The 19,133-nt window shown below is 70.6% G+C and carries 20 protein-coding genes; 18 read left to right on the top strand and 2 right to left on the bottom strand.

Features of this window, described 5'->3' with window-relative positions:
- Positions 1-143: 143 nt before the first annotated feature.
- The 18 genes from QSK05_RS24620 to QSK05_RS24535 all read left to right on the top strand — a co-directional run bounded on the left by QSK05_RS24620 (position 144) and on the right by QSK05_RS24535 (position 16,861).
- Positions 144-1,124, top strand: coding sequence for an ABC transporter ATP-binding protein (locus QSK05_RS24620; RefSeq protein WP_285599681.1), 981 nt, complete (start codon positions 144-146; stop codon positions 1,122-1,124).
- Positions 1,121-1,921 (top strand): ABC transporter permease, encoded by an 801-nt coding sequence (locus QSK05_RS24615; protein ID WP_285599680.1) that lies wholly within the window; start codon positions 1,121-1,123, stop codon positions 1,919-1,921. The genes QSK05_RS24620 and QSK05_RS24615 overlap by 4 nt, the downstream gene beginning before the upstream one ends.
- A gap of 201 nt (positions 1,922-2,122) precedes the next feature.
- Positions 2,123-2,665 carry a flavoprotein gene (locus QSK05_RS24610; RefSeq protein WP_285599679.1) on the top strand — a complete coding sequence of 181 codons (543 nt, stop codon included), beginning with the start codon at positions 2,123-2,125 and terminating at the stop codon, positions 2,663-2,665.
- A gap of 152 nt (positions 2,666-2,817) precedes the next feature.
- The gene (locus QSK05_RS24605) at positions 2,818-2,949 is read left to right on the top strand and encodes a hypothetical protein (protein WP_285599678.1); all 132 of its coding nucleotides are present in this window, start codon (positions 2,818-2,820) and stop codon (positions 2,947-2,949) included.
- Between the two features lie 396 nt (positions 2,950-3,345).
- Positions 3,346-5,010, top strand: coding sequence for an ABC transporter substrate-binding protein (locus tag QSK05_RS24600; protein WP_285599677.1), 1,665 nt, complete (start codon positions 3,346-3,348; stop codon positions 5,008-5,010).
- Entirely contained in the window at positions 5,003-5,839 is an 837-nt protein-coding gene (locus QSK05_RS24595) for an ABC transporter permease (RefSeq protein ID WP_285599676.1), read from the top strand. The genes QSK05_RS24600 and QSK05_RS24595 overlap by 8 nt, the downstream gene beginning before the upstream one ends.
- Entirely contained in the window at positions 5,836-6,915 is a 1,080-nt protein-coding gene (locus QSK05_RS24590) for an ABC transporter permease (protein ID WP_285599675.1), read from the top strand. The genes QSK05_RS24595 and QSK05_RS24590 overlap by 4 nt, the downstream gene beginning before the upstream one ends.
- Position 6,916: 1 nt before the next feature.
- Complete coding sequence (locus tag QSK05_RS24585) at positions 6,917-7,606, top strand: alpha/beta hydrolase (protein WP_285599674.1); 690 nt, start codon at positions 6,917-6,919, stop codon at positions 7,604-7,606.
- On the top strand, positions 7,603-8,610 hold the full coding sequence (locus QSK05_RS24580; RefSeq protein ID WP_285599673.1) for an ABC transporter ATP-binding protein: 1,008 nt from the start codon (positions 7,603-7,605) through the stop codon (positions 8,608-8,610). The genes QSK05_RS24585 and QSK05_RS24580 overlap by 4 nt, the downstream gene beginning before the upstream one ends.
- Positions 8,607-9,626 (top strand): ABC transporter ATP-binding protein, encoded by a 1,020-nt coding sequence (locus QSK05_RS24575; RefSeq protein ID WP_285599672.1) that lies wholly within the window; start codon positions 8,607-8,609, stop codon positions 9,624-9,626. The genes QSK05_RS24580 and QSK05_RS24575 overlap by 4 nt, the downstream gene beginning before the upstream one ends.
- Complete coding sequence (locus QSK05_RS24570; RefSeq protein WP_285599671.1) at positions 9,616-10,374, top strand: amidohydrolase family protein; 759 nt, start codon at positions 9,616-9,618, stop codon at positions 10,372-10,374. Before QSK05_RS24575 ends, QSK05_RS24570 begins: the two co-directional genes overlap by 11 nt.
- Complete coding sequence (locus QSK05_RS24565; RefSeq protein WP_285599670.1) at positions 10,371-10,796, top strand: cytidine/deoxycytidylate deaminase family protein; 426 nt, start codon at positions 10,371-10,373, stop codon at positions 10,794-10,796. The genes QSK05_RS24570 and QSK05_RS24565 overlap by 4 nt, the downstream gene beginning before the upstream one ends.
- 17 nt (positions 10,797-10,813) lie before the next feature.
- The gene (locus tag QSK05_RS24560; RefSeq protein WP_285599669.1) at positions 10,814-11,572 is read left to right on the top strand and encodes a creatininase family protein; all 759 of its coding nucleotides are present in this window, start codon (positions 10,814-10,816) and stop codon (positions 11,570-11,572) included.
- A gap of 13 nt (positions 11,573-11,585) precedes the next feature.
- Positions 11,586-12,218: a cyclase family protein gene (locus QSK05_RS24555; RefSeq protein WP_285599668.1), complete on the top strand. Its 633-nt coding sequence runs from the start codon at positions 11,586-11,588 to the stop codon at positions 12,216-12,218.
- Positions 12,219-12,226: 8 nt separating this feature from the next.
- The gene (locus tag QSK05_RS24550) at positions 12,227-13,729 is read left to right on the top strand and encodes a gamma-glutamyltransferase (RefSeq protein ID WP_285599667.1); all 1,503 of its coding nucleotides are present in this window, start codon (positions 12,227-12,229) and stop codon (positions 13,727-13,729) included.
- Positions 13,730-13,814: 85 nt separating this feature from the next.
- Positions 13,815-15,413: an amidohydrolase gene (locus QSK05_RS24545; protein ID WP_285599666.1), complete on the top strand. Its 1,599-nt coding sequence runs from the start codon at positions 13,815-13,817 to the stop codon at positions 15,411-15,413.
- Between the two features lie 133 nt (positions 15,414-15,546).
- On the top strand, positions 15,547-15,678 hold the full coding sequence (locus QSK05_RS24540) for a hypothetical protein (RefSeq protein ID WP_285599665.1): 132 nt from the start codon (positions 15,547-15,549) through the stop codon (positions 15,676-15,678).
- A 106-nt stretch (positions 15,679-15,784) separates the two neighbouring features.
- Positions 15,785-16,861 carry a TauD/TfdA family dioxygenase gene (locus QSK05_RS24535; RefSeq protein WP_285599664.1) on the top strand — a complete coding sequence of 359 codons (1,077 nt, stop codon included), beginning with the start codon at positions 15,785-15,787 and terminating at the stop codon, positions 16,859-16,861.
- A gap of 49 nt (positions 16,862-16,910) precedes the next feature.
- Here the strand turns inward: QSK05_RS24535 and QSK05_RS24530 are convergent, their stop codons facing one another.
- Complete coding sequence (locus QSK05_RS24530) at positions 16,911-18,026, bottom strand: zinc-binding metallopeptidase family protein (RefSeq protein ID WP_285599663.1); 1,116 nt, start codon at positions 18,024-18,026, stop codon at positions 16,911-16,913.
- Between the two features lie 77 nt (positions 18,027-18,103).
- Positions 18,104-19,114, bottom strand: coding sequence for a VOC family protein (locus QSK05_RS24525; RefSeq protein WP_285599662.1), 1,011 nt, complete (start codon positions 19,112-19,114; stop codon positions 18,104-18,106).
- Positions 19,115-19,133 lie beyond the last annotated feature (19 nt).

Below are 19,133 nucleotides of genomic sequence, written 5' to 3'. Positions count from 1 at the left end.
GCCTAAGTTCCGCACCCACCGTCGCGGTGAACCCCGTCGGTGGCCGGTTCCCGCGCGTTGCCGGGATAGACAACCACGTCGCCGGGCCGGGTGGACGGCGGGGTCGTGCCGAAGGACCCGCCGCACTTCCCTATGGTGGAGGTGTGCCAGGAACATCCGCGCCACCCGCAGGTCCCGCCGCCGTCGAGGTGACCGGGCTGGTGAAGCGCTACGGCTCGAAGGTCGCCGTCGACGGTGCGACGTTCACCGCGGCCGCGGGTGCGGTGACCGCCGTGCTCGGCCTCAACGGCGCCGGTAAGACGAGCACCGTCGAGTGCTGCGAAGGGCTGCGCCGCCCCGACGGCGGCACGGTGCGGGTCCTCGGTCGCGATCCGGCCACGGACGGCGCCTGGCTGCGGCCCCGGGTGGGCGTCATGCTCCAGGACGGCGGCCTGCCCCAGGCCGCGCGGGCCGCCGATGTGCTCTCCCTGGCGGCGGCGATGTACGCCCGGCCCCTCGACGTTCCGCAGCTCGTGGCCACGCTCGACCTGGGGTCACGCCTGCGCACCCCCGTCCGGCGCCTGTCCGGTGGCGAGCGCCAGCGCCTGGCCCTGGCCGTGGCCCTGGTCGGCCGCCCGGACGTGGCGTTCCTGGACGAGCCCACCGCCGGTCTCGATCCGCAGGCCCGGCTCGCGGTCTGGGACCTGATCGGCGGACTGCGCCGCTCGGGCGTCGCCGTCGTGCTCACCACCCACCTGCTGGACGAGGCCGAGCGGCTCGCCGACCACGTCGTCCTGATGGCCGCCGGCCGGGTCGTCGCCGCGGGCACCCCGCGCGAGCTGACCGGAGGCAGTGACCACACCCTGACCTTCGGGGGCCCACCCGGTCTGGACCTGGCCGAGCTGGATCCCCTGCTCTCCGCCGGGATCGCCGCCACCGAGGTGCGTCCCGGGAGCTACGTCGTCGCCAACCGCACCCCGGAGGCCCATCTGCTGCCGGCCGACGTCGCCGCCACCACCACGTGGTGCGCCCGGCTCGGGTTCATGCCCGAGGGCCTGGTGCTCGGCCGCAGGAGTCTGGAAGATGTGTTCCTGGAGATCGCGGCCCGGCAGACCGAGGCCACGACCGAGGTGATCGGGGCGTGAGCGCGATCGGGATGACCGTGCCCGGATCCCAGACCTCGGTGCGTGAGACCGGCGCCGACCGGGCCGCCCCGGTGCTGCGCCGGGTGCTGGCGCAGACCAGGTTCGACGCGGGCGCCATGCTCCGCAACGGCGAGCAGCTGCTGCTGACCGTCGTCCTGCCGCTGTTCGTGCTGGCCGGTCTGGCGAAGAGCGGCGTCGTCGATCTGGGCGCGGGCCGTCGTATCGACCTGGCCACGCCCGGGGTGCTGGCCCTGGCCCTGATCTCCACGTCGTTCACCGGCCAGGCCATCAGCACCGGCTTCGACCGCCGAGCCGGGCTGCTGCGCCTGCTCGGCACCACTCCCCTGGGTCGTTCCGGCCTGATCGCCGGGCGGCTGGGCGCTGTCGCCGTGGTCTCCGCGATCCAGGTGGTGCTACTGGGCGCCGTGGGCCTGTTGCTGGGCTGGCACCCCTCCCTCGCGGGCCTGCTGCCGGCCCTGGTCGTCGGGCTGCTGGGCTCGGCCGCGTTCGTCAGCATCGGCCTGCTGCTGGCCGGAACCCTGCGCGCGGAGGCCGTTCTCGCGGCCGCCAACCTGATCTGGGTGCTGCTGCTCGCCGGCGGTGGTGTGGTGCTGGCCCCCGACCAGCTCGGTCCCCTCGGCGATGTGGTGCGCTGGCTGCCCTCCGGCGCTCTCGGCGACGGTCTGCGCACCACCCTGGCCCACGGCGACTGGCCCTGGCGCGACCTCCTCGTCCTGGCCGCCTGGACCGTGGCCGGTACCGCCGCGACCGTCCGCTGGTTCCGCTGGGACAGCTGAACCGCGCCGTGAGGGCATCTCCCGGCCCGGAGACCCGGGAGAGGTGTGCCTGATCCCGGACAGAAGCTTCCGTACGGCAGAAGCTTCTGTCCGGGATCATGCAAACCTTTCCCGTGATCATGCCGACCCTCCCCGCCCCCGACCGACCCGACCTCGACCCCGGAAGCTCGTGGTCGTCCTCAATAAAGGGGGGCGGGCACCGTGGCTGACGGAAGAGTCCTGAGCCTGGTGGCCTGCGCCGCCGGCGGGATCGCCGGACTGCGGCCACATCTCGTGACACCGCTCGTCGAGGCCGGCTGGCGGGTCGCGATCACGCTGACCCCCACCGCGGGCACCTGGCTCACGGACGACGGCGAGGCGTCCCGTCTGGAGTCGCTCACCGGGCTGCCGGTGCGCTGGGAGACCCGTCTGCCCGGACGCCCCCGGCCACACCCGGAACCGGACGTCTGTGCGGTCGTGCCGGCCACGGCGAACGCGGTGGCCAAACTCGCCCTGGCGATCAGCGACAACCAGGCGATGACCGTGGCCAACGAGATGATCGGCCGCGAGGACGTGCCGGTGGTGGTGTTCCCCTGCATCAACCTGGGCCACACCCGGCACCCGGCCTGGGACGGGCACGTCGCGACCCTGCGATCGGCCGGCGTGCGGGTGATGACGGGTGAGGACATCTGGCCGCTGCGCTCGCCGCGCCGGGAGCAGGGACTGCCCTGGGACCGGATCCGCCAGGAGATCCAGTCTCGGTGAGAGGTATCCCGCACCGGCGTACGGGGCATTTCGCCAGGTACTGCTCTCGACTCATTCCGTTCGCCGGGAAACAATCCAGCGTTGAACCACATCCGGTGCCCGGGTGACAGCGCCGACGCCCGGGGAGCCGGGCGAGAGCAAGGAGTACCACCATGTCGCGAAGGCTCCTCGGCCTGCGGGTCGGCGTCGGCGTCGGCGTCGGCGCCACCCTCTTCCTGCACGGCGCCCAGAAACTGCTCGGCCGGTTCGGTGGCGGCGCGGTCACCCCGCTCGCCGCCGCCTGAGATCGGCCGACCGGGGAAGATCCGTGCGGCCTGGGCGCACGGATCTTCCCCGGTCACGGGAGCCACGGGGCCGGCAGCCATCTCATCGGCGCTGCACAGCCTGTTATCGCAATTGTCGCGAAAGTCCGCTACACCCCAGGGCAAGATCCACCTCCCGGCCTACGGCTCGGGAATGACCGGCCCACGGACGGGGCCGCGAGGGCACACCCTCACCCCGGCCGACGAAACACCCCGCACCACGAGCCTTTACCCAGGTGAAACAACTCCGTGCATCCACCGGCCACCCTAGACGCGCTGACCCATTCAGGATACGTTCCACTTCTAGATGGATCCAATCTACGACGATTGCTATCCAGCGACCCCCCTGCCGACCTGCCCGTCTCGTAGGAGCTCCCCATGCCGCGCCCCACCTCCGCCGCACCCCAGCCCTCGCCGGAAACCCCCGACGTCTCCCGTCGCACCATGCTCCGCGGTGCCGGACTGCTGGGTATGGGAATGACGTTCGGCCTCAGCGGCCTGCTCTCGGCGTGCGGCGTGGCCGCCGACGACGACAAGGATTCGGGGAGCGCCCAGAAGGGCGGCACCCTGACCATGGCCATTGACGGCACCAGCGCGGTCAACGATCCCGCCTTCTACACCACCCTGGGCGACTGGATGGCGGTCGACTGCATCTGCCGCGGCCTGACCTTCATCTCCTTCGAGGACAACACCCCGCAGCCCGACCTGGCGGAGTCCTGGGAGATCTCGGACGACCAGCTCACCTACACGTTCAAGCTGCGCAGCGGCGTCACGTTCCACGACGGCACCACGTTCACCTCGGCCGACGTGCTGGCCAGCCTGAACCGGCAGTTCGACGAGAAGGACAAGACCCTCCCCGACGGCGCGTCCCGCCCGCTGAACAGCCTGGGCGCGAACGTGAAGTCACTCAAGGCCAAGGACGACCTGACCGTCGTCATGGTGCTGCTCAAGCCCGACCGCACCGTGCTGTCGCGCCTGTCCGACATCGGCGGCCGGATCATCTCCAGCGCGGCGCTGAAGGAGAAGGGCGCGGACATCGGCAAGGGCCTGGTCGGTACCGGCCCGTTCAAGTTCGTGTCGTCCACCTCGGGACAGTCCGTGGTGCTGGAGGCGTTCGACGACTTCCGCCTGGGCCGCCCCCCGATCGACCGACTCGTTCTGCAGCAGGTGACCGACCCGTCCACCATTGTGAGTTCGCTGATCTCGGGCGACATCTCGGCCACCCAGTTCACGCCCTACTCGTCGCTGGCCTCGCTGGCCAAGAACGACGCGGTGACGGTGTACGACACCTCGCTCGGCTTCGACGCGATCATGATGGTCGACGCGCGCCGCATCCCCGAGCTCGAGGTGCGCCAGGCCATCAACCTCGCGATCGACCGCAACGCCATTGTCTCGCAGGCGTTCTTCGGCAAGGGCCAGACGCCCGACGGCTACACCATCCCGCCCTCGCAGAACGGCTACGACGCCTCGCTGAAGGATCTCAGCACGCAGGACATGGCCAAGGCCAAGGAACTGCTGAAGGGGGCCGGCGCCGAAGGCCGCACGGTGAAGCTGATGGCGGCGAGCGACAGCTGGCACCCCAAGGCCGCGCAGATCGTCGAGCAGAACCTGACCGACCTGGGCCTCAAGGTCGAGGTCGATTCGGTCGACCCGGCCACGTACTTCGGTCGCGTCATCGACCCGGAGGACGACTACCACGACCTGATGATCTGGGAGCGCAACTCGTATGTGCCCGACCCGGACAACATGATCGGCGCGATGGCCAAACCGTCCGGCGTGTACGGCGACTTCGCCACCGGTTTCGCGAGTCTGGACGGTGCGGACGCGTTCGAGGACGACCTCTACGAGGCCAAGAACCTGCCCGACGGCGCCGAGCGCACCGCCAAGTACACGGACATCCAGCGTCGCTGGGCCGAGAAGTACATGGTGCTCGTGATGCTGGGCTACTCCACCAACCCGGTGGTCAGCGGCGCCGGAGTGAAGGGCTTCAACTCGAACGCCCTCGGCAACCACCGGTGCTTCATGGAGAAGGCGAGTGTCTGATCTTCTGAGAAACCGCACCATTGCCACGAACTGGCTGTCTGCCGTGTCGTGGCTGGTGCTGGCGTTCTTCGTGCTGGTCGCGCTGATCGGGCCGTTCCTGATCAGCGCCGACCCGCTACGTCAGAGCAACAGCCCGCTGCTGCCGGTCGGCAGCAGCGGGCACCTGCTCGGCACCGACGACCTGGGCCGCGACGAACTGGCCCGGCTCGTGCACGGCGCCCGGCCGCTGCTGACCGTGGCGGTGCTGGCGACCGCGCTGGCGACCTTCATCGGCACGCTGATCGGTCTGGCGGCGGGCTACTTCGGTGGCCTGGTCGACGCGACCGTGATGCGGCTGGTCGACCTGGCACTGGCCTTCCCCTCGATCCTGCTCATCATCCTGCTGGTCGCGGGGGCCGGGGCGGGGACGACGACGCTGGTGATCGGCATCGGCATCTCGCTGGCGCCGGGTCTGGCCCGGCTCGCCCGGGCCCTGAGCGCCCGGGAGGCGGCCCGGGACTACGTGCTGGCCTCGAAACTCGGGGGTGCCCGCGGTCCGCGCATCATGCTCCAGGAGATCCTGCCGAACATCGCCGGCACGATGCTGGCCCAGGTGGTCATGACTCTCTCCATCGCCGCCGGCTTCGCGGCCGGTCTGTCGTACCTCGGCCTGGGTATCCCGGCCTCGACGCCGGACTGGGGAAACATGGTGCAGGCCGGGCAGGAGTTCGTGCTGACCACGCCGTCCCTGACCCTGCTGCCGGCCCTGGCCACCCTGATCTTCGTCGTCGCCTGCAACTTCGCCGGTGACGACCTGCGCGACGCACTCGACCCGCGGGGGCTCTCATGACGACCACCACCGTGGCGGCCCGTAAACCGCCCCGGCGCAGCCTGGGCGGCCTGCCGCGCATGATCGCCCTGCGCCTGCTCACCATCCCCCTGGTGCTGTGGGCCCTGGCGACCCTCGTCTTCGTCGCCCTGCGGCTGCTGCCCGGATCCCCCGCCACGAGCCTGGCGGGGGGCGGCTCGACCGACCAGAGCGCCGCCCAGCTCACCGCCAACGCCGCCGAGATCAGCGCCAACCTCGGTCTGGACAAGTCCCTCCCGCAGCAGTATCTGATCTACCTGCGCGACCTGGTGACCGGCGACTTCGGCGCGTCCTACTTCGGTGGCAACGACGTCCTCACGCTGATCGGCAACGCCCTGCCCGCCACCATCGAGCTGACCGTGGCGGCCATGCTGATCGCGGTCGTCCTGGGCGGCATCACCGGGCTGTGGGCGGCGCTGCGCAAGGACACCTGGGTCGACACCACCACCCGGGCCGCCGCCACGGTCACCTTCAGCCTTCCCTGGTTCGCCCTGGGCGTGCTCGGCATCGTGGTGTTCGGCGTCTGGCTGGGCTGGCTCCCGGTGATCGGCCGGGTGCCGAACCAGCTGAGCTACCAGCCCCTGACCAACTTCGTGCTCCTCGACGCGATGCTCCAGGACCGGCCCGAGCTGATCTGGCCCTGGCTGCAGCACCTGATCCTGCCCGCGTCCACCCTGGCGCTGTCCACCGCCGGATTCATCACCCGCATCGTGCGCGCGAGCGTGCTGGAGGTGCTGGGCGACGACTTCGTCCGCACCGCCCAGATGAAGGGCCTGGACGAGAACCAGGTGGTGCGCCGGCACGTGCTGCGCAACGCCTCGCTGCCCATCATCACCGTGCTCGGGCTCCAGTTCGGCACGTTGCTGGGCGGTTCCACCGTCACCGAGACGGTCTTCTCCTACCCGGGGGTCGGCGTGCTGCTCGTGGACGCGGTGCTGCAGCGCGACTACCCGGTCGTGCAGGGCGCCGCGCTGGCGATCGCCCTGCTGTTCACACTGGTCAATGCGGCCGTCGACATCCTGTACCTGGTGCTGGACCCACGGCTGGGAGAGAGCTGACATGCCCGCAATCGAAATCGTTCTGGTGCACGGCGCCGGTGGAACCCCGAAGACCTGGGCCCGGGTCCTCCCGCTGCTGGAGGAGAGCGGTTACGCCGTCAGCGCGGTGACGAACCCGATGACGTCGCTCCTGGACGATGTCGCCACCACCACCGCCTGGATCGACGAGCACACCACCGGCGACGTGCTGCTGGTGGGTCACTCCTACGGGGGCGCGGTGATCGGCGGCGCCGGGGTGCATCCCCGGGTGCGCGGCCTGGTCTACGTGGCTGCCTGGGGTCCCGACACCGGTGAGTCGATCCAGGACATCCTGGTGCGCTATCCCCCGGCCGAGGTCTCCAAGCACATGCTGCGCGGCCCGAACGGCGAGTGGACGTCGGCGGACACCCCGGAGTACTGGGCCGAGATCAACCCGGACGTCTCCCCGGAGATGCGCGTGCTGTGGAAGAGCGACAGTCGGCCCAGCGCCAACGCCATCTTCGAGCAGAAGGCCCCGGCCGCCGCCTGGCGTGACCTACCGCGCTGGTACCTGGTCGCGGCCCAGGACAAGACGCTGCGCACCGACACCCAGCGGGACATGGCCGCGCGGATGGAGGCCGTCACCTACGACGTGCCCGGCAGCCACTCCGTGCCCCAGGTCAGCCCCGGCCGGGTGGTGGAACTCATCGACGAGGCCGTGAGAGCCCTATGAGCGAGACCGTCCTGCGCATCCGGGACCTCAAGGTCGAGTTCGACGTGCCCTCGGGCCGACTGCCGGCCGTGAACGGCGTCAGCCTGGATCTGCGCGCCGGTGAGCTGCTGGCCCTGGTCGGTGAGTCCGGCTCCGGCAAGTCGGCCCTCACCATGGGTCTGACCGGACTGAACCGCGGCCCCCGCACGCACATCTCGGGCACCGCCGACTTCCGGGGCACCGACCTGGTGGCGGCGAGCCTGAAGCAGCTGCAGACCATCCGGGGCGCCGACCTCGCCGTGGTGTTCCAGGACGCGCTGGCCGCGCTGAACCCGGTACAGCGCGTCGGCAAGCAGGTCGCCGAGATGATCCGGCAGCACCAGAAGATCTCCAGGGCCGAGGCCCTGAAGAAGGCGCAGAGTCTGCTCGGCGACGTCGGTATCCCCAACCCGCAGCAGAGCGCCCGGGCCTACCCGCACCAGCTCTCCGGCGGTATGCGCCAGCGCGTGATGATCGCCATCGCCCTGGCGAACGACCCGGGCGTGCTGATCGCCGACGAGCCCACCACCGCGCTCGACGTGACCATCCAGGCCCAGGTGCTGGCCCTGCTCAAGCGCATGCAGGCCGAGCACGGCAGCGCCATCGTGCTCATCACCCACGACCTGGGCGTGGTCGCCGAGGTCGCCGACCGGATCGCCGTGATGTACGCCGGGCGCATCGTGGAGGTGGGCACCCGCGACGAGGTGCTCAACTCCCCCCAGCACCCGTACACGATCGGCCTGCTCAACTCGATGCCCCGGATCGACGGCCCCCGGCCGCGCCGGCTGGCCGCGATCAAGGGCAGCCCGCTGTCCGGCGTGAAACGTCCTGACGGCTGCGCCTTCGCCGCCCGCTGCGAGTTCGTGCACGACGCCTGCGCGGTGCAACCCGAGCTGATCCGGCGGGACGCCGCCCCCGACCACCTCGACGCCTGTGTCCTGACCTCGACGGCCAAGCAGAACGCCCTGAGAGCTGGTGCCGCATGAAACCCACCCCTCTGCTCGAGCTCACCGGCCTGCGTGTGGAGTACACCCGCCCCGGCGGGCGCCGCGTGCGCGCCGTGCGCGACGTCGACCTGACCATCTCCGAGGGCGAGACGCTCGGCCTGGTCGGCGAGAGTGGTTGCGGAAAATCCAGTCTCGGCCGGGCTGTGCTGCGGGCGATCGAGCCCCAGGCCGGTCGCATCGACTTCCTCGGGCTGGACATCACCCATCTGAAGGGCGCGCAGCTGCGGGCGGTCTGGGCCGATCTGCAGATGATCTTCCAAGACCCGTTCGGTTCGCTGAACCCGCGCCGCAAGGTCGTCGACATCATCGCCGAGCCGATGATGCGGGCCCGCGGCGCCACCCGGGCGCAGGCCGAGGAACGCGCCGGTGACCTGCTCGAACTGGTCGGTCTGGGCCGCGACGCCGGCCACCGCCGTCCCCGGGAGTTCTCCGGCGGCCAGCGGCAGCGCATCGCGATCGCCCGGGCCCTGGCGCCCTCGCCGAAGTTCATCGTCGCCGACGAGCCGGTCTCGGCGCTCGACGTCTCGATCCAGGCCCAGGTGGTGAACCTGCTCGCCGACCTGACCGAGGAGAGCAAGCTGACCTGCCTGTTCATCTCGCACGACCTGGGTGTGGTGCGGCAGCTGGCCGACCGGGTGGCGGTGATGTATCTCGGGCAGATCATCGAGATCGCCGAGCGCGACCGGTTCTTCGCCGGCCCCGCACACCCCTACAGCGCCGCCCTGCTGGCCTCGGTGCCGCGGGTGACCGCCACCGCCGAACCCCGTCAGGCGCAGCTGCAGGGCGACCCGCCCGACCCGGCCGACCCCCCGCCCGGTTGCCTCTTCTCCAGCCGCTGCCCGAAGGTCACCGACCGGTGCCGCACCGAGCAGCCGGCGCTCCAGGAACTCGAGCCGGGCCGTAGCGTCCGGTGTCACTTTCCGTTGAACCAGCAGAGTCCCTTGAACACCATCGGTATGGAAACGACCAAGGAGCACGCCGACATTGATCATTGATGCCTACAACACCACCCAGGACGTCCGCGGCCGCTCCGACTACCTGACCGGCGCCAAGCCCGGTGAGAAGCCACCGGCCTACGTGCCGTTCGACCCGCAGCGCATCCTCACCCGGATGGACGCCGCCGGCGTCGACATGGCCATGGTCTGCTCGCTGGCCCAGCGCATCGAGAACGACTTCCTCATCGACATGGTGAGCAAGCACCCCACCCGGTTCATCGGTTTCGGCCAGGTGATGCCGCAGGCCGACAACGCCCTGGACGAGATCGAGCGGTTCGCCGCGGCCGGGCTGAAGGGCCTGAAGCTGCACCCGAGCATGCACGGCTACCACGTGGCCGACCACGGTCTGCTCGACCCGGTCTTCGAGAAGTGCGCGCAGCTGGGTCTTCCCGTGCTCATCAACGCCCTCGACGACGCGTTCTGCGCACCGCTGGCCATCGAGGAGATCGCCAAGGACCACCCGGACGTGCCCACGATCATCGCGCACATGGGTGCCGTCTGGAACGTGCCCGAGGCGATCATCGTGGCCGAGCGCCAGCCGCACGTGTTCCTGGAGACCTCCGCCACCCTGATGAGCGACGTGCGGCGGGCCTACGCCCGGCTCGGCGCATCGAAGATCCTGCTGGGCAGCGAATGGCCCGGCTCCGACTTCGACCTCGAGCGCTTCAAGATCGCCAAGGCGATCCCCGACGAGGCCGACCGCGCCCTGGTCGAGGGCGGGAACTTCGCGAAGATCCTCGGCCTGTGATCCGGGTTTCCGCCGGGGACATGTCCCCCCAGGACACGGAGCTGCTGGAGAAGGCCCAGGACCTCCTCGAGAAGGTCTGGGTCCACGGCCGTCACGAGGTGGCCACCGCCCTGCGCACCCAGGACGGGAAGATCCACACCGGCGTGCACGTCGAGGGCTCCTGCCGGCGCAGCTCGATCTGCGCCGAGGGCATCGCCATCGGCACGGTGCTGAGCAACGGCAGCGCGCTCGACATCGAGGCCGTGGTCTCGGTGCAGATCAAGCCGGCCGACCACTTCCGGGTGATCGCGCCCTGCGGTGTGTGCCGCGAGCTGATCAGTGACTACAGCCCCCACGCGCGGGTCTGGGTGACCGCCGGCGAAACCCTGGAGACGTACCAGGCTCTCGACCTGCTGCCCGAGAAGTCGCGCCGGGTCTGGTAAAACACAATGGAGGACGCATGAACAGCCCGGTTTTCTGGGAACGCCAGACCTCGCCCGAGGCCGGCGAGGTGGTGAAGCGCACCGACGCCGTGATCATTCCGGTCGGTGCGGTCGAGCAGCACGGCCCGCACCTCCCGCTGGCCGTGGACACGCTGATCTGCCAGGCCGTGGCCGAGGCGGTCTCGGCGCAGACCGGTGTGCCGGTGCTGCCGCCGGTCACCTACGGCGTGTCCGGTTCGCACGGTGACTTCCCGGGCACCGTCGCGCTGCGCCCCGAGACGATGATCGCCGTGATGGAAGACCTGATCGACTCGCTGCACGCCAGCGGGGTGCGGCAGTTCATCCTGCTGAACGGGCACATCTGGAACAACGGCGCGCTCGACGTGAGTGCCGAGAAACTGCGCGTGCGGCACAAGGACTCGCGGGTGCGGGCCCTGGGCTACGTGACCATGTACCCCGGTCCGGAGGTCAACGGCCGGGTGCAGTTCGGGCGCGGCCTGATGCACGCCAACTTCTTCGAGACCTCGGTCATGCTGCACCTGCACCCCGACCTGGTACGGATGGAGCGCGCCACCTCGCACGTCGACGTGGACTCGTTCTGGGACTACCGGATGGACCAGGTCAGCGACACCGGCGTCTGGGGCCGTGAAGTGCAGGAGGCCAATGCCGAGCACGGCCAGGAGGAGTTCGACCGCTGTGTGCAGACCACCGCGAAGGCTGTCGCCTCCGCCGTCGCCGAGCCCTGGCCGGACCCCACCCACCGGCCCACCGTCTGAAAGGCGTTCCCGCATGAAGATCTACGACATCACCCTGCCGATCCACCCGAAGATGCTGCACTGGGGCCGCAAGCCCGAGGTCGAGGTGGTCGAGTCGCTGGAGAACGGCGACGCGAGCAACGTGACCCGCTGGCGCCTGGGCGCGCACACCGGCACCCACGTCGATGCCCCCGCGCACTTCGTCGACGGCGCCACACCCATCGACCAGGTGTCGCTGTACTCGATGGTCGGCCCGTGCATCGTCGCCGACTGCACCCAGGTCGAGGGTGAGGTGCTCCCCGAGCACCTGGAGGCCGCAGGTGTCGCCGGGCACCGGCGGGTACTGCTGAAGACCACGAACTCGGCCGGCCCGCTGAAGGAGACCGAGCGGGCCCAGACCTGGGTCGGCGTCGGCCCGGCCGCCTCGCAGTGGCTGGTCGACCACGGCGTCGAGCTGATCGGCACCGACTACATGACCCTCGAGCACCACACCCGCACCGACACCTGGGACTCCCACCACGTCCTCCTGAACGCCGGCGTCCTCATCCTGGAGAACGCCGACCTGGACGAGGTACCCCCGGGCGAGTACGAATTGGTGTGTCTGCCGACCAAACTGGTCGACGCCGACGGCGCTTTCACGCGCGCCATCCTGATCGAGAGGGACTGAGACACGCCATGCCTGAGGTAGCGATCGCGGCACCCCACCCCGACGCGGTGGCGGCCGCCCGCACGGTGGTCGCCGGCGGCGGTGGGGCGGTGGACGCCGCGATCGCGGCCGCGGCCGCGCTGACCGTGGCCTACCCGCACCAGTGTTCGGTGGGCGGTGACCTGATCGCCCTGATCCGCAGGCCCTCCGGTGACGTGCGGGCGGTGATCTCGGCCGGTGCGGCAGCTTCCGCGTTCGACCCGGCGTCCGTCGCCGGCCTCGACCGGATGCCGCCCGGTGGCCCCCTGGCCATCACGGTGCCGGGGGTCGTGGCCGGCTGGGCCGAACTCGCCTCGCTCGGCGCGCGGTTGCCGCTGTCCGACCTGCTGCAACCGGCGATCGGGCTGGCGGCGGACGGGGTCGCGGTCAGTCCCGGGCTGGTGCGGGGCACCATCGACCGGCTCGCGGTCGTCCGCGCCGATCCGGGTCTGTCGGCCCTGGTGCTTGAGGACGACGGTGAGCCCCGGGCGGCCGGGTCACCTCTCGTGCAGCCCGCCCTGGCGGGCACTCTGACGCAGATCGCCCGCGACTGGCGCTCGTTCTACACCGGCCCGCTCGCCGAGCGGGTCGCGGCCGCACTGGAGCGGTTCGGCAGTCCGCTGCGGGCCTCCGACCTTGCCGCCCACCGGGCCGAGGTCGGCGAACCGCTGTCCCGGACGAAGGACGGCGTGGTCTGGTCGGTCGCTCCCCCGCCCAGTCAGGGAGCGGCTCTGCTGGCCGTGCTGGCCGCCCCGCCGGCCGGCCGGCTCGCCGCCGCCCGCGAGGCCGAGCTGCGGCGCGACGCCCTGCTCGGTGACCCGGCGAAGGGCCCGATCGACGTGGAGGCGCTGCTGGGTGCGTCCGCCGCCTCCGTGCAGGCCTTGCCGACCGGTCCCAAGCCGGCCGGCGACACCGTGGCCGTGACCGCCGTGGGGTCTGACGGCACCGCGGTCACCCTGATCCAGAGCGTGTTCCAGACCTTCGGTTCCGGTCTGCTCGACCCCGAGACCGGCATCGTGTTCCACAACCGGGGCTCCGCGTTCAGCATCGACCCCGCTCACCCGGGCCGCGTGCAGCCGGGCGCCCGTCCCCCGCACACCCTCTGCCCGGTGATCGCGGTCGCCGGCGACACCGTGATGGCCCTGGGCTGCCAGGGTGGCCGGGCCCAGGCCTGGATCCTCTCCCAGGTCGCGGAAGACGCCCTGGTGGCCGACGACCTGGGCGCCATCCTGGACCGCCCGCGCTGGGTGATCGGCTCCCGCGACCTCGGAATGCCCTCCCCCACCCTGCTGCTGGAGCCCGATGTTCCCGGTACGCAAGCTCTCTCGTCAGCCGCGGCCGACCTGGGCCTGACCGTGGTGACCTCGGTGACCAAGCGCGACGACGCCGGGCACGTCCAGGTCAGCCGCCTGAACCGGGCCGGCCTCTCGGCCGCCGCCGACCCCCGGGCCGACGGAGTAGGAACAATCCTGACCAGCCCCGACCAGCCCTGACACACACCCCCCTTGTTCGTGATCATGCAAAACCTCCCCAGAGTTCTAGAACTGTCACCTCCCAGCCCCCGGAGTGCCCGGCCCCATGCCTGACGTCCTCATCACCGGCGACATCCACACGCTGGCCCCGGAGAACGAGATGCCGGCCCGGGTCGAGGCCATCGGCGTGCGCGACGGGGCGATCGTGTCCTGGGGGTCACGCGGATGGGTGCGCGCCGAGCTCGGTGGGCGGGTACGCGAGATCGACCTGCCCGGAACGGTTCTGCCGGGCTTCACCGACAGCCACGTGCACGTGCTGTGGGCCGGCCGGCGTCAGGACCGTTGCGACCTCGGCGAGGTGCGCAGCGTGCAGGAGATCGAGCGGCGGCTGGCCGAATTCGCCGCCGGCCACGCGGGCTGGATCGAGGCCGACGCCGAGTTCGAGGCGATCGACCTGGCCGAGGGGCGCCTGCCCGACCGGTCCGACCTCGACCGGGCCTGCCCCGGCCGCCGCGTGCTGCTCGACCGCAAGGGCCACGACGCGATCGTCAGTTCACCGGTGCTCCACGACGCCGGGATCACCGCCACCACGCCGGATCCGGCCGGCGGACGGATCCACCGTGACCGCACCGGACGGGTGACCGGGCTGCTGATCGAGCACCCCGCCGTAGCCCTGGTCCGGAACGTGCAACCCGCACCGGATCTCGAGACCCGCGTCCGCTGGATCCGGCTGGGCCAGGCCGAGCTGCTGCGCCAGGGCATCACCACCGCGATGGATCCGGCCGTCACCCTGGCCGAGCTCCCGGCCTGGATCAGCGCCGCGCAGGAGGGCTGGCTGGGTCAGCGCTGCGTGGTCATGCCGCTCGGCTCGGACGATGTGAGTCCCCTCGAGATCGCCTCCTTCCTCAGCACTTCCGGCATCGACGAGGTCGACCCCCGCCGGCTCCGCACCGGTCCCACGAAACTCTTCCTGGACGGCGGCGGATCGCTGGGCACCGCGTGGCGCTCCAGCCCCTGGCCGGGCCCCGGGAAACCGGACCACGGCAACCAGAGCATCACTCTGGACACGCTGCGCGCCCACTGCTCGGCCGGGCTCGGCGGACGCGGCGTCGGGGTGCACGCGGTCGGCGACGCCGCGATCGACGCCCTGCTCGACGTGCTCGAGGTGCTGAACTGGGCCGGCGACCAGCCCTACCGCGGCACCGGATTCCACATCATCCACGGCTACCTCTCCCCCAGCGGTTCGGCCTTGTCGCGGGCCGCCCGGCTCGGTGTGCCGGTCTCCGCGCATCCCGCTCTGCAGTGGGCCTTCGGCACCGCCCTGATCGACCGGCTCAGCGAGGCCGAAGCCGCTCAGGCCAACCCGCTGCGCGCCTGGCTCGACGCCGGGGTCCTGGTCGGGGGCGGCAGCGACGGCCCGGGCCCACCGATGTCCCCGCTCTTCGGCATGTGGCAGGCCCGCACCCGCAGGGTGCGGGGCCGCGGCACCCCCCTCGGCCCGGCGCAGGCCATCACCCCCGCCGAGGCCCTGACCCTGTTCACCACCGGCGCCGCCGCGATCACCGGAACCCGCGGCCACCTGTCGCCGGGCGGCCCCGCCGACCTGGTGGCCCTCGATGTCAACCCCCTCACCTGCGACGACGAGGAGCTGCGCCAGGGCCAGGTGCTGACCACCCTGGTAGACGGCCGCCCGGCGCTGACCTGACCTGACCGCGAACCCCCACTTCCTCCGTGATCATCAGGTAAAACTGACTGCGAGAAGCCGTCTCGCATATTGACGCCATCAACGCGGCTACCTAGCCTGGGACGGGACCGCATCTTCTCCCGGGGAGGCCGACATGACATCGATGGCCACCCCCGGCATGCCGTCCGTCGGCCTGCGTCACGCCGATCCCCTGCGTTGCCGCCCGCCCCGTGAGGGCCTGCGCCGTCCCGGTACGGCCGTCGGCAACCCGCAGGTGCCCTTCTAGGGTTCTTCCCTTTTCACGGCAAGGTCTTTCCGGGTTCACGCCTGCCCCCAGGCCGGCCCGGTGCCCAGCGACGTCCTGATTCGCCCCCACCCCGGGAGTACTCACGATGACCGACACCACGACCAGCCGGGAACCGATCTCCGGCCCCTCCGCCTGGAGAGGCTCCGACCTGGCCGGATCCACCGCATGGATCTACGAACTCGGCCCGGCCGAGCTCAGCGACCTGGAGGCCGCGGGCCGCCGGTTCGTGGCCGACGACCCGGACCTGCGCACCGTCACCGCCGCCGACTACCCCCTGCCCGCCTGTACCCGGCTGAACGAGGAGTCGGCCCGCCAGCTGGACTCCGGCCGGGGCTTCATCCTCATCCGGGGCCTGAAGACCGAAGAGTACGGCGATGTTCTGGCCGGGGCGATCTTCTTCATCATGGGTCTGCACCTGGGCCTGCCGATCGGGCAGAACCAGATGGGCGACCTGCTCGACCACGTGATTGCCACCTCGGACAAGACTCTCGCCGACGAAGGCGCGAAACCTTCCCGCGTGCGCGACCGTCTGCCCTTCCACTCCGACTCCTCCGACGTGGTGGCCCTGATGTGCCTGCGCGGCGCCCGCGAGGGCGGCGCGAGCAGTCTGGTCAGCGGCACCACGATCTACAACGAGGTGCTGCGCCGGCGCCCGGATCTGGCGCCGCTGCTGTTCGAGCCGTTCCACTGGGACTGGAAGAAGCAGGACCCGGACGCTCCCGGCAACACCTACACCTCTCCCGTCGTCTCTTATGTGGACGGTATTTTCAGCATCTACGCGGGTATGTCGATGGTCTTCTCGGCCCAGCGGTTCGAGGAGGTGCCCCGCCTGACCCCCGAGCAGATCGAGGTGCTCAACCTGTTCGACGAGATCTCCCAGGAACCCGGGCTGGCCCTGGACATGAACTTCCAGCCCGGCGACGTGCAGTGGCTGCTGAACTACGCCGCTCTGCACTCCCGCACCGGCTACCTCGACTTCGCCGAGCCCGAACGCCGCCGCCACCTGCTACGCCTGTGGCTCAAACGCGACGTCGGCCGGCCCCTGGTGGAGAAGTTCGGCAAGCACGTGGTCACCATGGGCGAACCGGCCGGTGGGGTGCTGCCGGGTGGACGGTTCACGATCGCCGACGCGGTCACCCCCAATTTCGACTGGGGTAACTGATCTTTCACTGATGAAGGACGCCCGGGAGCCTCAGGCTCCCGGGCGTCCTTCACGTCTGCGTCAGAAGATCACGGTAGATCTGCGACCAGAGGACGAGGTGGTCCAGGGTGGTCCGGTCCCGTCGCCGATCTTCCGGCAGCGGGGCGATCGTGGGCCCCAGACGGACGGTGTCGATACCGTGACCGCGCAAGACCACGCCGTCGGTCGATCCGGTCCAGCCGGTGACGGACTGTTCGGGTCCGAGGTATCTCTCCCGCACGGCACGGGCTCGGCGAACGATCGGAGCGTCATCGTCGGTCAGTCCGGCGGCATGGATCTCGTGGTGATCGACCCGCACCGTGCATCCTTCCGGAGCCACGGCCCGAAGGGTATTTTCGAGATCCCGGCCGATGTCGGGAACCCGGTCTCCGGGGATCGTGACCAGGTACAGGCCCAGCTCGAGAACCGCCGGGATCAGGTCGGGCTTGGTGACCAGGCCGGAACGCAGATGGCCGATGCCGACCTCGGCCCCGATCCGGGACGGTGTTCTGCGGGCGAGGTGAGCCACCCGCCAGGCCTCGATCGCGTCGATCAGGCGGCCGGTGTGGGCGAGCACCCCTCCCTCGGGCCGATGGAACCGCCGGGCCAGTACCGCGCCCTGTCGTCCCTCGACCCGCACGGTCAGGTACGCGGCGCCGGGCTCGGAGTGGAGCACGGCCGGCGGCCCGGCCTTGGCGATGATCGCCTGCCGGGGATGCTCGTGGGCGGCGAGATAGGCCTCGACACCCGTGGTCTCGCCGGGGAGAAGGCGATGCGTACCGCTGCCGGCGAGAAGGAGGGTGGCGCCCTCACGCACGTGCGGGGCCGCGTCCACGAAATCCACGAAATCCATGGACTCCACGAACCCCACGAGCGCCGCGGCGGCCGGCCCGCGGGCGACCCCCAGGCCGAACCCGTCCACCGTGCCGTCCTCGCCGATCCGCAACGGACCCGGCGGATCCGTGCGTCCGGTGACGACGGCGTCCTCCAGCGAGCCGTTCAGTGAGGTGTCCAGATGCGAGTACAGCACCCGTCCCGACGGCGTCTCACCGCAGGAGGCCACCAGATTGGCTCCGCCGTCACCGTATTCCTGCACCCTCCAGGAGATGAACGGCCACCGCGCCGAGCACCACGCACGCAACCGCACGGCCGCCTCCCGTTCGCGACCGTGCGGAGACGGTGTGCTGTCGAGCTGGACCAGGATCTCCCGCAGGAGCTCCTGCGTCAGAACCGGCCCCAGTCGTCGGACGCGGGCCGCCAGACGTCGATGTTGCGCGGGTCGGCGGGCATGTGCCGGGCGCGGTGCGTCTCGTGCTCGGCGGGAGTGAGCACCCGGTGGCGGTCGCAGAGCTCGAAGCGCGGCCCGAACCGGGTGTCGTGCAGATAGAAGGCGATGCTCGTGGACGCCGAGTGGTTCACGATGTCGCTGGCGATGGGGGCGCCCCGGTAGAGAGCCCGCGCCCGCAGGCGCATCACGTGGTCGAGGCTCTTCATGGCGAAACACAGGTGCCCGACGAAGAACTCCTTGTTCTTCTGCACGGCCAGGCTGTGGTGGTAGCGGTCTTCGCCCCGCAGGAACGTGGTGGACCCGACGACGTGGTCGGAGGGCAGGAAACCGAGTACGTCGGTGTAGAAGGCCACGGTCTCCTCCCACCGGGTGGTGGACAGGAAGGGGTGGATCAGGTCGGTCGGGCGGATCTCCAGGTGCGGCGGCTCGGCGTATTCGTGGAAGTCGGTGAAGAGCTCCACGATCAGTCCGTTCGGGTCGGTCACGGCGAAACCGTCGCTGCAGAAACTCTTCTGCCGGTCTTGCAGTTCCAGGACGTCCAGACCGGCATCGACCACCCGCTTCTGGATCTGCCCGAGCACCTGCGTGCTCTCGACGCTGTAGCCGATGGCGGTGGTCGCCCCGTCCTTCCGGTGCGGCGCGGCGATCAGCTCGATGCAGTGGTGCTCGATGTCGGAGCGCAGGTAGGCGTAGTCGTCGGTGCGCTGTTCGAGTTGCAGCCCGACGTGGTACTCGAGGAACTCGATCGTGGCGGGCAGATCGGGCACCTCGATGCGGGCGTACTCGAAACCGTACGGAGCGTGCGGGCGGGTGGAGGCCGGTGCGCTCCGGTCGTCGAGGATCGCGCCCCAGCGCTCGGTGAAGGCCTGTAGTTCGGCACGGGCCTGCCCGGCCGTGGCCTCGTCGGCCTCCGGGCGGAAGCCGAAGGCATAGGTGTGCTCGGTCAACGCGATCTCCTGAGAATCA

The sequence above is a fragment of the Kineosporia sp. NBRC 101731 genome, from assembly GCF_030269305.1.
Taxonomy (GTDB): Bacteria; Actinomycetota; Actinomycetes; order Actinomycetales; family Kineosporiaceae; genus Kineosporia.
Note: the sequence above shows the minus strand (reverse complement) of the source record. Positions and strands in the feature narration are given on the sequence as shown.

Coding starts and splice junctions, on each gene's coding strand:
- QSK05_RS24540 (WP_285599665.1), top strand. CDS start 15,547: ATGACATCGATGGCCACCCCCGGCATGCCGTCCGTCGGCCTGCGTCAC.
- QSK05_RS24585 (WP_285599674.1), top strand. CDS start 6,917: ATGCCCGCAATCGAAATCGTTCTGGTGCACGGCGCCGGTGGAACCCCG.
- QSK05_RS24560 (WP_285599669.1), top strand. CDS start 10,814: ATGAACAGCCCGGTTTTCTGGGAACGCCAGACCTCGCCCGAGGCCGGC.
- QSK05_RS24535 (WP_285599664.1), top strand. CDS start 15,785: ATGACCGACACCACGACCAGCCGGGAACCGATCTCCGGCCCCTCCGCC.
- QSK05_RS24545 (WP_285599666.1), top strand. CDS start 13,815: ATGCCTGACGTCCTCATCACCGGCGACATCCACACGCTGGCCCCGGAG.
- QSK05_RS24605 (WP_285599678.1), top strand. CDS start 2,818: ATGTCGCGAAGGCTCCTCGGCCTGCGGGTCGGCGTCGGCGTCGGCGTC.
- QSK05_RS24590 (WP_285599675.1), top strand. CDS start 5,836: ATGACGACCACCACCGTGGCGGCCCGTAAACCGCCCCGGCGCAGCCTG.
- QSK05_RS24575 (WP_285599672.1), top strand. CDS start 8,607: ATGAAACCCACCCCTCTGCTCGAGCTCACCGGCCTGCGTGTGGAGTAC.
- QSK05_RS24580 (WP_285599673.1), top strand. CDS start 7,603: ATGAGCGAGACCGTCCTGCGCATCCGGGACCTCAAGGTCGAGTTCGAC.
- QSK05_RS24550 (WP_285599667.1), top strand. CDS start 12,227: ATGCCTGAGGTAGCGATCGCGGCACCCCACCCCGACGCGGTGGCGGCC.
- QSK05_RS24555 (WP_285599668.1), top strand. CDS start 11,586: ATGAAGATCTACGACATCACCCTGCCGATCCACCCGAAGATGCTGCAC.
- QSK05_RS24600 (WP_285599677.1), top strand. CDS start 3,346: ATGCCGCGCCCCACCTCCGCCGCACCCCAGCCCTCGCCGGAAACCCCC.